We start from the raw sequence: 12,904 nt of genomic DNA on the forward strand, positions 1-12,904 counted from the left end.
GCCGCCCATGCCCGCGCCGAGAATGACGACCTTTGGTTTTGTATTATTCATTAAGGATATGCCTCCTGTCTTGAGTCATATAATATGGTTATATTATAACACATTCGTTCAGGGTTTGCCGTTGGCAAAACCTGAGTTAATGCGTTATAACTCGACATCTTATGTCTCGTTGAAACGCTGACAGAGGAAGTTTTGCCGTTGGCAAAACCTGAACGAATGCGTTATAATGAGGTTTGACGATTTTTGCACCGTTTTTAGCATTTCGGTGCAGTGTGGAGGGTTTATTTTATGGAGAAAAAGAGCTTTTATATAACGACGCCGATTTACTATCCGAGCGCAAAACTGCATATCGGACATGCATACTGCACGACGATTGCTGACTCAATCGCCCGCTTCAAGCGTTTTGCGGGATATGATGTATTTTTTCTGACGGGAAGCGACGAGCACGGTCAGAAAATCCAGCAGAAGGCGGAGGAGGAAGGCGTTACGCCTATCGCGTACGTTGATAACATTGTTGCGGGCTTTCAGAAGCTCTGGACACGTCTCAATATCTCCAATGATGATTTCATTCGCACGACTCAGGAACGCCATATAAAGGTTGTACAGGAAATTTTCCGCCGTATATACGCAAAGGGAGACATCTACAAGGGCGCGTACAAGGGGCTTTACTGCACCCCGTGCGAAAGCTACTGGACGGAGCATCAGCTTGATGAGAACGGCTGCTGCCCTGACTGCCACCGCCCGGTGCAGGAGGTCGAGGAGGAAGCGTACTTCTTCAAGATGTCAAACTACGCTGACCGCGTGCTCAAATATATTGAGGATAATCCGGAGTTTATTCAGCCTGTTTCGCGCCGAAACGAGATGATAAACTTCATCAAGCAGGGACTTGATGACCTTTGCATTTCCCGTACGTCCTTTGACTGGGGAATTCCTGTGCCTACAGATGATAAGCACGTTATCTATGTTTGGTTCGACGCTCTTACGAACTATATCACGCCGATCGGATTCCTGGACGATCCGGAAAAATTCGCGAAATTCTGGCCTGCAGACCTTCACCTGGTAGGAAAGGAAATCGTCCGTTTCCATTCCATCATCTGGCCGTGTATCCTTATGGCGCTTGATCTGCCGCTGCCCAAGAAGGTATACGGTCACGGCTGGCTTATCGTTGACGGCGATAAAATGTCCAAATCCAAGGGCAACGTGGTTGACCCGAACCTTTTGATTGATGAGTTCGGCCCGGATGCAATCAGATATTTCCTGCTCCGCGAAATCACTCTCGGACAGGACGGAAATTTCTCAAGAGATGCTCTTATTGAGCGTATCAATGCAGACCTTGCAAATGACCTTGGAAACCTCCTGCATCGTACATTGAACATGATTACGAAATTCCAGGACGGTATTATTGAACCGGCCACGACGGAAAGCGATATTGATAAATCCCTTATTGAGGACGCTCAGCGCACGGTCAAGAGCTTTGAGGAAGGCATGGAGGCTATGCAGCTCAGCCCGGTAATTAAGACGGTATGGGCATTTATCGGCCGTGCAAATAAATATATTGATGAAACTGCACCATGGGCTTTGGCTAAAGACCCGTCGAAGAAAGAAGAGCTTGCATCTGTCATGTACAATCTTGCTGAAAGTCTGCGCATCATAAGCGGACTCATTTCTCCGTTTATGCCTGCAACGGCGCCTAAGGTCTGGAAACAGCTTGGCTTTGCGGCAGATTTTTCCACTTTGACACTTGATGACATCAGAACGTGGGGCGGCACACCTGCAGGCCAGCACATCGGAGAGGCAGAGCAGCTTTTCCCGCGTATTGAAGTAGAAAAAGAAGAAAAGGCAGCACCTGCAAAGCAGGAAAAACAGAAGCCTGCAAAGAAGCAGAAGGAAGAAGCCGCAGACGGAGAAATCTCCATTGATGATTTCAAAAAGGTTGAGCTCCGCGTGGCAAAGGTCATATCCGCTGTGCCTGTTCCAAAGGCTGATAAGCTTCTGAAGCTCACAGTTGACCTGGGCACAGAGCAGCGCGAGGTTGTATCGGGAATAGCGAAGAACTACAAACCGGAGGAGCTGACAGGAAAAACTGTCATACTGGTGGCAAATCTCAAGGCGGCAAAAATCCGCGGGGTTGTATCCCACGGCATGATTCTCGCGGCTTCGGCCGGAGATGACCTCAAGCTTTTGACTGTAGATATGCCTGCAGGCACAGAGGTACACTGATGGAGCTTATTGATACCCACGCACATATAGACGGCGAAGCGTACGCAGAAGATCGTTCTGAGATGCTGGTACGCGCAAAACAGGCGGACGTAGTACAGATAATCAATTTCGGGGATTCCATGGAATCCTCGGCGCGTTCGGCGGCGCTGGCTGAATCGGAGCCTATGGTGTTTACCGGGGTGGGGGTACACCCCGAAGAGGTCTTCAAAATGACGGATGCTGATGATGAACAGCTCGCGGCGTGGACGAAATCGCCAAAGGTCATTGCCATCGGGGAGATAGGGCTTGATTATTACTGGGAAAAAGACCAGGAAAAGAGAGCTCTGCAGCGTGAAATGTTTATCCGTCAGCTTTCGCTTGCGCGAGAGCTTGACCTTCCTGTGTGCATCCACGACCGTGAAGCACATGGGGATATGATGTCTATCCTGAAAACTGAGGGACGTAAAAACAGAGGAGTAATTCACTGCTTTTCAGGAAGCTGGGAGATGGCGGCAGAGCTTTTGAAGCTGGGCTGGTATCTTGGAATCGACGGACCCATAACCTACAAAAACGCGGTAAAGGCACCGGAAATACTCCGAAAGCTTCCCCAGGAGCGTATTCTTGTTGAGACGGACAGCCCGTATCTTTCCCCACAGCCGTACAGGGGAAAGAGAAATGAACCTGCATACGTTCGGGCAACGGCAGAATTTGCTGCCTCGGTCAGAGGAGAAGCTTTTGAAGAGTTTGCTCTTCAGACCACAAAAAATGCAAGAGAGCTTTACGCGTTGCCCTCTAAGGTATAAGGGTTCCGGGCGCTTGTATGAGACTAGAATCACAGAAAAATGAAAAAGTGGTGAAAGCTGATTGATTTGTGGCTCTCACCACTTTTTTAATCCCATTTTTACCCTAAAAATAGGGCATAAGTGGGTGGCTGAGTCCTGCATAATTTGACAGTATCAAATCATCAATGGTATAATAAGCATGTCCGATGTCCCCGTCATGTGCAAAGATGCATGATGGGTTGTTTTTTGGAACATGGCTTTTTCCAGAGAGATCGAAGGAGGAATACTCCTCCCGGCTGCCATCTTCCGCTCGTGAGGAGGAATTGGATGAATGTATTACAAAAATGGTTTTCCTGTGGTCGGGATGCCCGCATACTTATATGCACCGGTGTTCTGATTGCGGCTGTTCTGACGGCCGGGTTTGCCAATGTCAAGCGCATCACCGTCGTTGTTGACGGCGAGGCTCGGCAGATGTCGACGACCGGTGCTCGTCCGGAGCGTGTGCTGCAGGAAGCAGGAATCCATCTGAACGACAAGGATGAGGTTACGATGTCAACGAAACGCGTTGAGAACGGAACTGAAATCCGCGTTCATCGTGCTGTACTTGTGACTATTGAGCAGGGCGACAGAGCCCGTATCGTGCGTACAGGCAAACAGACAGTCGGTGAAGTTCTTCACCAGTACGGATATGACCTTACAAAGTTCAGTCCGGTAGGCGGCGAGGAAACACCGATAACGAAGGATATGAATATTCGTCTTGTTACGCCGGAAGAAATCGAGGCACAGCGAAAAGCTGAGATGGCGCGTGCTGAAGAGCAGCGTCACCAGTATATTGATACATCCCGCGGACGTATGCGCTACACATCTATGAAGGTTATGGAAGCAAGCGCGTATCTTCCGACGGATGGAGGCGGAGCCGGAATTACGGCTACAGGCCTCCCGGCCGGCCACGGTGTGGCTGCGGTAGACCCGGATGTTATTCCGCTTGGAACGCGTCTTTATATCCCGGGCTATGGCGTTGCTATAGCTGCGGATACAGGCGGTATGATTGAAGGGGATATGATAGACCTCTGTATGGAGGATTACGGCTCGGCGATTGAATTCGGACGCCGGGATGTAAAAGTGTATGTGCTTGACTAAAGAAGAGGGGGCTCCTTTGGGAGTTCCCTCTTTTTGTATGTGAAAAAGGTTTTACTCTTTTTACCTCTTAAGCCTAATGAATTTCTGCTTGAATTATTATATAATATATACTGCATATAATTGAATTTATACGGCAGGACAGGACTTTAAAAAATGCCGGTAGAAGAAATTATTTGGAAGTCTTTTGAATGGGTTGGGTATTTTATGAGAGAACATAACACTGGTGGCACAGGAAGTGGGCTTGCATGTGCCAAAGAATTTGTGAGAAAGTTCTATGCTGAGGGCAATACTGCGGGTGCCCTGGAGCAGGCGGATGAAAATATCGTGGCATTCGGAACGCAGTCCATGCGTTATGCAGTTGGCAGGAAGGATGTACTGCAATGCCTGCAGGAAGAGCTTGCACTGATTTCTCCATGCAAACTGTTTCGCTCCAATTTGAGGGAGTATATACAGACTGATATGTGTGCTGTCGTGGGGCTGGTGGTGCTGAGAACGGCGGGCGAGCGTTCGACCATACTTCACCAGATTACTCTTATGTACCGGATGCAGCAGGGGAAATACATTCTGACAGGCATTCACCTCGTGAGAAATCTTCACCATGAGGCGACGTACCGCATGATTTGTTCACGTATGCTTTCCGGAGTGATGGAGAAGCAGCGTTCGAACCGTGATGTGCCGGACCGTGATATTATTTCGGCTTACGTTCATTCAGCGTTTGTTACATTCCGTATGACGGAAGACAGAAGAATGACCTTCTACAGCGAAGAGCTGTGGAAAATGCTGGGATATATTTCGGAAAAAGCTTTTGTACGTGAAACCGATGAGAGCCTGACGAAGCTCATCAACCCGGAAGAACGTGATGGCGTTACACAGTCAATAGTACGTCAGCTTGCCTATAAAAATGTATACCAGGTTGAGTACCAGATGCGCGGCGCAGACGGACGTGCTCTCTGGGTGGTGGAGTGCGGGCGCAGGCTGGAAAGCTCAAACGACAGACCGACCTACAACTGCATACTGCTTGATATCAGCCCTCTTAAGCAGGCAAGCGAGACTCTTGCATATCAGGTTTCCTATGATGAGCTTACGGGGCTTTACAACAAGACCGCCTTTTGTCAGAAGGCGCAGGAGCTTCTGGAGGAATTTCCGGACAGAAAATTTGAGATAATGTGCTTCGATATAGAACGCTTTAAGGTTATCAATGACCTGTTCGGAGAAGAAATGGGCGACAGGATACTGCGCTATTTCGCCAATTTCTTCAAGGAAATGAAGCTGGATGCCGGAATTTATGCGCGTATTCATTCGGATAAATTCATCATGCTTTATCCTTCGGAAGGCAAAAACCGCCAGCGTTTCATTAAATCGCTCAAGCTCCTGGCTTCAAGCTTTACGCTGGGATACCGTGTCATGCTGTCCTTTGGTGTTTATATCATAGACGACAGGTCTATTCCTGTCAGCATGATGTGCGACAGGGCAACCCTTGCGCTTATTAAATCCAAGCGCAGCGGCATTATGGAGTGCACGGAATATGATGAAACAATGCGCCATCATATTATGACGGAGCAGACAATCGTAAACGACATGACGGATGCTTTGCAGCGAGGAGAATTCGTGCTCTACATGCAGCCTAAATATGATGCCGCAACGGAGCGTGTCGTAGGAGCAGAAGCGCTTGTACGCTGGATGCACCCCACGAGGGGAGAAATATCTCCGAGCGAGTTCATACCGGTATTTGAGCATAACGGATTTATATTCCAGCTTGACCAGTTTGTGTGGGAGGAAAGCTGCAGACTTCTTCGCAGGTGGCTGGATGAAGACCGCAATCCGCCTCCTGTTTCCGTAAATGTGTCAAGGGTGGATTTTTACAGTACGCAGCTTGTAAATATAATTGAAAAGCTTGTCAATAAATACAGACTGCCGCGTGAACTGCTGGAGCTTGAAATCACAGAGAGCGCGTATACGGACAATCCGCAGCAGATAGTACGTGTTGTTAAGGAGCTGCAGTCCAAGGGCTACAAAATACTCATGGATGATTTCGGAAGCGGGTATTCATCGCTGAACATGCTCAAGGAGCTTCCTGTCGATGTGTTGAAAATTGACTTGAAATTCCTTGACGATACGAATGAAAACGGCCGCGGAGGCAATATATTGAACTCTGTCGTGCGTATGGCAAAATGGATGCAGCTTCCTGTTGTTGTTGAGGGTGTTGAAACCCGGCAGCAGGTTGATTTCCTGCGTACAATAGGCTGTGACTATGTTCAGGGATACTATTTTTCCAGGCCGATTCCTGTAGCCGAATATGCGCATCTGCTTGCTCAGCGTACATTCGTGCCTGTTCTCGGACGGGAAGAGGAATGGCTGAATGCTCAGGACATAAAAGAACTGATGAACCCCAGCCGCTCCTTTAATCTTTTGTTCAACAGCATGATTGGCGGAGTAGGGCTTTATGAGATGTCGGGAGACGATATAGAGCTGCTCAGGGCAAATGACGGACTCTTTCAACTTATGCAGTCCTCCAAGGAGACTTTGCGCAAAACTCCGGTTCTTTCATATATAATGGAAGAAGACAGGAAAAAACTCCTCAGGGCTATCCGCGATGCTGGCGAGCACAAAAAATTGGCGGAATGTATAGTGAGAAAACGTCTGCCGGATGGGACGTTTTTGTGGCTTCGTGCCCGCGTAAGTTCGCTGGTGCATGAGGAGGACAGACAGCTTTTCTTTATCGGCTGGGATGACATTTCGTCGCAGTACAATCTTCCCTTGCAGCTGCAGGCGATAACCGATCAGTTCAATAATGGCATTGTAATGGCGCAGATGATAAACGGAGAGCTTTATTTGAACTACGCAAACCGCTGGATGCTTGAGCTCGACGGACTTGACCCGGACGCGCGCAGAGGGCAGGGAATCGTTCCTATGGCGAATCTGTTGGATAAAGAGCTGGTGGAAAAGTTCAAGGCAGCCGTTATTGAGTGTGCCGACAGTACCGCCAATATTCCGATTCCAATCGAGTATTCCTTTACGTCACCTGACGGGAAAACACGGAAACTCCGCGCTTATCTTAATGCAACCAAAACCTCTGAACGCCACTACAGCATTTTGGCCAGCGTGCACGACATAACAAATGAAAATATTTAACAATGTAAAACGCGGCTCACATCACATATGATGCGGGCCGCGTCATTTTTATTTCTTTTCAAATGTCATGGACGTGTTGTCGATCTCAGCCTGATGAATGAGCAGCTTCAGCCGTTCAATGTTTTTCTCGTGAAGCTTGACTGCGTATTCGATGCGCTTTTTTTCTTCGGAGGTAAATTCACCGGTATCGTAGGAGTGACGGATACGTTCAAGACGCTGTTCTACGTCATGGAGCTCGTCTGTCAGTAGCTTGGTTTCTCCCATTGCGAGTCCGTAAACAGAGCGTATATTGTCACGGATCTGATCGGCGTATCCGTTTTCCCGCGTTTTTTTCTCAAGGTAACGGGCAATGTGATAGATGATATCGAAAGGATTTTCCGCACTATGTATCATGCCGAGAATATCCATCTTTATTATCTGGTCCTCGCCGTGCGGTTCTGTGAAATCCTGTTCTTTTTCTGACATAAAATAAATTCATCTCTTTCTTTTTCATTTGTTTACTTTACAGTATAGCAGTTCATCTTTAAATATGCTATAATGTACCACATGATTTGAAAACTGTACCCGTTTCTGTTCTCAGGACGCCGGAGAACAGAAGAAGAGGGACAGAGTATGAAATGTGCGGAACACCCGTCGCATAAGCGACAGGGTGCTGTTGTGCGCACGCGGAATGGAGTTTTTTTATGAACCAAATGTCAAAAACCGAGATTGTGTCCATCGGACTCATGATGTTCTCAATCTTCTTCGGAGCAGGAAATCTGATTTTCCCTCCGGCCCTCGGCCAGTCCGCGGGAAGTAACCTTTTGCCCGCTATGAGTGGATTTCTTCTGACCGGAATAGGACTCCCTCTTTTGGGTATCGTGGCAATAGCACTTGCCGGAGGAGATTACGTCTCATTTATGGGCAAGCGCGTTTCCAAACGCTTTGCATCCGTTATTCTCGGGCTTCTGTATCTGACAATCGGACCTCTTTTTGCGGTTCCGCGTACGGGTGCGGTATCCTTTGAAATCGGAATCAGACCTTTCCTCGCGTGGGAGCAGGTTGCTGTTGGTCAGGGTATTTATACGGCAGTATTCTTTGTGCTGACCTGCTGGCTCGCTCTTAACCCAAGCAAGATGATTGACCGTGTCGGAAAAACGCTTACACCGGCACTGCTGGTTTTCCTGTTCGTGCTTTTCGTAAAGACCTTTGCTTCACCAATGGGACCGATTATGGAGCCCCAGGGCATCTATCAGACGGTTCCCTTTTCGCAGGGCTTCCAGAACGGCTATCTCACAATGGACCTCCTGGCATCTCTGGCTGTAGGTGCAATCGTCGTTCAGGCGATTAAGGCGAGGGGTATTGTTGAGGCACGCTCTGTCGGAAGTATCTGCTTCGTGAGCGGACTCATAGCAGTATTTCTCATGAGCCTTGTATATCTTTCCCTCAGCTATCTCGGAGCGACGAGCGCCGCACGCCTTGGCGTTGCGGAGAACGGTGCCGTCATACTGGCAAGCGCGGCTCAGATTCTTTTCGGTACCGTCGGGCAGAGCATTTTGGCGGCAATAATTGCGCTTGCCTGCCTTACTACGAGCTGTGGAATGGTTTCCGCGTTCGCTTCACACTTTTATGAAGCTCTTGGTCATCGTATTTCCTATGCCCGTCTTGTACTTTTTGCATCAATTTTCGGATTTGCGGCTTCCAATATCGGTCTTACAGGACTGATTCGTGTATCTGTTCCGTTCCTTGTGGCGCTTTATCCGATTATTATTGTACTCGTTCTTTTGACAATGGTCGACCGTTTCTTTGGCGGCTCACCTATGATTTATCGCGGAAGCCTTCTGCTGACCACGCTTTTCGGTATCGTCAGCGGTCTTAAGGCTGCAGGAATTGATACTTCCGCACTTGATGATATATTCTCGCATTATCTGCCGCTTTACGATGAGAACCTCGGCTGGATTCTTCCGGCGCTTCTCGGAGCGGCTGCAGGCGGAGTGCTTTCTGTAGTCCATAATCACGGTGTTTCCGTAGAGGCGGATGCCGCTCAGAAGCAGTAATCAATAATGTTTTGACAGAATGCCGTACGTAAACAGACGTGCGGCATTTTTCTGTATTTAATCCGCGGGAGAAGTTCCATGGCAACGTGCTTTCGTTGATGAAGAAAAGGTTTTTTGATATACTGTTAAAGGTTTTCTTATTAAATAGGAATGGAGAATGAAGTATGAGAAAACGGCGCGGGGGGAAACGTCGGATTTATACACGGGCAATATATTTTTTGGCTGTCATTGTTATAGCATTTCTTGCGGGATTTGGCGGCTGGAGGCTTTTAGGTACGCCTAAGACTGTAAAAGAGATGCCGGGAAGCATCAAATCCGAAATGACAAAGGAAATCATGATTATGGGTATAGACCCGCGCAAGGACGATGCAGGACGCAGCGATACGCTTATGCTCGTGACTCTGAATGAGCAGAAAAAATCTGCATCGGTGCTTTCTATACCCCGTGATACACGCACGGTTATTGATGATAACGGCTACGACAAAATCAATCATGCCTATGCCTACGGCGGACATGACTGCACACAAAAGGCAGTGGAGCACCTTTTGAATGTTCCGGTGGACTATTACGTTATGATTGATTTGCACGCATTCGAGCGCATAATCGATGCTATTGACGGAATTGACCTTGAAGTTGAAAAGCGCATGTATTATGAGGACCCTTGGGACGATAACGGAGGTCTTGTCATTGACCTTTATCCCGGAATGCAGCATCTTGACGGAGAACGTGCTATGGAATACGTCCGGTTCCGGGACGAAGAGGGAGATATAGGCCGTATACGCCGTCAGCAGAAATTTTTAAATGCCCTTTTGACAAAGGCGGTTTCTCCGGAAACACTGTCCCGTATACCCAAAATACTGGACGAGCTGAAATCTGTAATTCATACGAATATGCCGCTTTCCGAGATGGTAGCTCTGTCAAAGCATCTGCCGCAGATACGCTCCAACGGTGTTGAAACGATTATGCTTCCGGGGCAGCCCGCATGGTGGAACGGAACAAGCTACTGGCTGCCGGATATTCAGGGGTCCCGCGAGCTTGTTGCATCACAGATGGGATTGGATATGACCTCGGAAATGAAGGAAACAGCGGAGATGGATACAGAAGAGTATAACCGCAATCTTCCTGACGGACTTGTCGAGGTAAACGGCACTCTCATGATTAACGGTGACAGCACCGCGGTTGCTGAGGAAGCCGACAGAGGTAAAAAGGAAAAGCGGAAAGAAAAGAAGGCCGAAGATAAAAAGAGCCGGGAGACAAAGCGCCGAGAGCTGAAGCCGGAGGATATCACAATCCGCGTACTTAACGAGAGCGGAATAAACGGAGCCGGCGCGGAAACTGCTGAAATACTTAAAAGCAAAGGCTTTAAGATTTCGGATGTAGGAAACGGAGAAACCACATCCCGTGAAAAAACGGCATTTTCTGTGCCTGAACAGGCGGTAGACCTTTTCTACAACATGCCTTTTGACTGCATTATCATGGCAAATGACGAGAGCACACAGGCCGTTCTTAGGATCGGAAAGGATTATAGATGAGTTTACTTGAGGTACAAGGCCTTAAAAAGGCTTTTGGTATTAACGAACTTTTTCACGATGTAAATTTTCGTGTAGATAAAGGAGAGCGTGTGGGGTTTGTCGGCGCAAACGGCGCAGGAAAGACAACCCTCATGCGCAGCCTGCTCGGACAGATTGAATACGACGGGGGGAGCGTCCACACGGATACTGCTGCCGCGGTTGGATATGTTGAACAGCAGGCATCACTCGGAACAGGAACGCTGTACGAAGAATTTCGTACGGCGTTCAGTGATATTGAGGCATTGGCGGAAAAGAAGCGCCGTCTTGAGGAAACAATCGCTCACGGCGCCGATGAAGAAACCATGGCTGAATACAGCAGGGTTGTTGAACGCTTCGAGCATATGGAGGGCTATGACTACGAAAGCCGTATACGACGCATTGCTTTCGGGCTTGGATTTACCGATGAGGATTTCAAAAGGAATATAGAGCATCTTTCGGGCGGTCAGAAAACCCGTGTCTGCCTTGCTAAGGCACTTTTGAGGGAGCCGGAGCTTCTTTTCCTTGACGAGCCTACAAACCATCTTGATATCGGCATGATAGAGTGGCTTGAGGGATTTCTTTCGTCATATCCCGGCGGAGTGCTGATGATTTCACATGACCGCTTTTTTCTCGATAAGGTTGCCACAAAAATTATTGAGCTTGAAAATCAGACGGTCACGACCTATGACGGAAATTACAGCTACTATATAAAAGTAAAGGAAGCACGCAGAGCAGCCCTTGAAAGCGCTTACGAAAAGCAGCAGGAACATATCCGTGAGACGGAGGAGTATATCCGCCGTTATAAAGCCGGTATAAAATCCAAACAGGCAAGAGGACGCCAGAGTCAGCTGAATCGTTTGGAAAGAATTGTTCTTCCTGCGGAAAAGGCACGGTTTAATTATTTCGCTTTTCACCCGCCCGCAGAATGCGCGGAGCGCGTTGCGGAGCTTGATGAAATTTCAGCGGTATTCGGCGACAATACAGTTTTTTCGAAGCTCTCCATGCTTGTACGGAGGGGAGACGGCGTGGCTGTTGTGGGGCCAAACGGCGCGGGCAAGACCACTCTTCTGCGTATACTCATGGGAGAACTCGAGTCTCCCACGGGAAGCGTAAAAATAGGAAGCCGTGTAAAAATCGGATATTTCTCCCAGCAGCATGAGGGCCTTAACATGGACCGCACGGTGCTGGAGGAAATTGAATATGAATACGATCTTGACGAGGAGCAGGCGCGCAAATATCTGGGGGCTTTTTTGTTCCGCGGGGATGAAGTACTGCGCATAATAGGAGACCTTTCAGGCGGTGAGCAGGCGCGGTTGGCTTTTTTGAAGCTCATGATGACGGGTGCCAATTTCCTCGTTCTTGACGAACCTACGAACCACTTGGATATTCCTGCGAAGGAAGCGGTTGAGGAAGCCCTTATGGCATTTCCGGGGACATTTCTTGTTGTTTCCCATGACCGTTATTTCCTTGATAAAGTAACAAATTCCACCATGGAGCTGGAAAACGGACAGCTTACGGAATATAACGGCAACTACAGCTATTATCGAGAGAAAAAAGCGCAGCTTGAGGCAGATGAGGCTGAGCGTATTGCAGAGGAAGCTGCAAGGCACCAGCAGAAGATGCCTGAAGTGAAAAAAGAAGAAAAGACTGTACCTGCAAAAGAAACGCAGAAAACAGCGGCAAAGTCCAAATATGCGGGACTCAGCGATGAAAAGCGCGCAGATATGCTGCTTCGTGCCGAGGCCGAGATTGCCATGGCAGAAGCAGAACTCAAAATGCTTGAGCATGAGATGAATGATCCGGAGGTCCAGAGCGACCCGGAAAAATCGGCAAAAATTGCTGAAGCATACGCGGCTAAGGAAAAAGAAATAGAAAAAAGGTATGAGGCCTGGGGCGAGCTTTCGGGCGATGCCTGATATCCTGACAGAAAGGAGGCGGAACATGGAAAAACTTACCGGAACCGTATAAACAATTGTTTTTGCGAGCGATGACGGACGTTTTTCGGTTTTCCGCCTTCGCATTGACGGGCAGAGGGGGCTTGCTGCTGCTACGGTAAACGCAGAAC

At 48.5% G+C, this 12,904-nt stretch carries 8 protein-coding genes; 7 read left to right on the plus strand and 1 reads right to left on the minus strand.

All coding sequences use genetic code 11. The features are described from left to right. The first annotated feature begins 288 nt into the window (after positions 1-288). The 4 genes from metG to ACY69O_RS01755 all read left to right on the plus strand — a co-directional run bounded on the left by metG (position 289) and on the right by ACY69O_RS01755 (position 7,253). Positions 289-2,220 carry a methionine--tRNA ligase gene (gene metG / locus ACY69O_RS01740; protein WP_462331749.1) on the plus strand — a complete coding sequence of 644 codons (1,932 nt, stop codon included), beginning with the start codon at positions 289-291 and terminating at the stop codon, positions 2,218-2,220. After that, complete coding sequence (locus tag ACY69O_RS01745; RefSeq protein ID WP_462331750.1) at positions 2,220-3,002, plus strand: TatD family hydrolase; 783 nt, start codon at positions 2,220-2,222, stop codon at positions 3,000-3,002. The genes metG and ACY69O_RS01745 overlap by 1 nt, the downstream gene beginning before the upstream one ends. Before the next feature lie 306 nt (positions 3,003-3,308). Continuing rightward, a complete protein-coding gene (locus ACY69O_RS01750; RefSeq protein ID WP_462331751.1) occupies positions 3,309-4,121 on the plus strand; it encodes a G5 and 3D domain-containing protein in 813 nt (270 codons plus the stop codon). Positions 4,122-4,325: 204 nt separating this feature from the next. Next, positions 4,326-7,253, plus strand: a complete 2,928-nt coding sequence (locus tag ACY69O_RS01755; RefSeq protein ID WP_462331752.1) for an EAL domain-containing protein — start codon at positions 4,326-4,328, stop codon at positions 7,251-7,253. A 48-nt stretch (positions 7,254-7,301) separates the two neighbouring features. Here ACY69O_RS01755 and ACY69O_RS01760 read toward each other — a convergent pair whose 3' ends face one another. Then, positions 7,302-7,718: a hypothetical protein gene (locus tag ACY69O_RS01760; protein ID WP_462331753.1), complete on the minus strand. Its 417-nt coding sequence runs from the start codon at positions 7,716-7,718 to the stop codon at positions 7,302-7,304. Positions 7,719-7,936: 218 nt separating this feature from the next. Here ACY69O_RS01760 and brnQ point away from each other — a divergent pair, with 218 nt between their 5' ends. The 3 genes from brnQ to ACY69O_RS01775 all read left to right on the plus strand — a co-directional run bounded on the left by brnQ (position 7,937) and on the right by ACY69O_RS01775 (position 12,755). Beyond that, positions 7,937-9,289: a branched-chain amino acid transport system II carrier protein gene (gene brnQ / locus ACY69O_RS01765; protein WP_462331754.1), complete on the plus strand. Its 1,353-nt coding sequence runs from the start codon at positions 7,937-7,939 to the stop codon at positions 9,287-9,289. Positions 9,290-9,453: 164 nt separating this feature from the next. Continuing rightward, a complete protein-coding gene (locus ACY69O_RS01770) occupies positions 9,454-10,821 on the plus strand; it encodes an LCP family protein (protein WP_462331755.1) in 1,368 nt (455 codons plus the stop codon). After that, positions 10,818-12,755 (plus strand): ABC transporter ATP-binding protein, encoded by a 1,938-nt coding sequence (locus ACY69O_RS01775; protein ID WP_462331756.1) that lies wholly within the window; start codon positions 10,818-10,820, stop codon positions 12,753-12,755. The genes ACY69O_RS01770 and ACY69O_RS01775 overlap by 4 nt, the downstream gene beginning before the upstream one ends. The last annotated feature ends 149 nt before the right edge of the window (positions 12,756-12,904 follow it).

Source organism: Schwartzia sp. (in: firmicutes) (assembly GCF_978017985.1).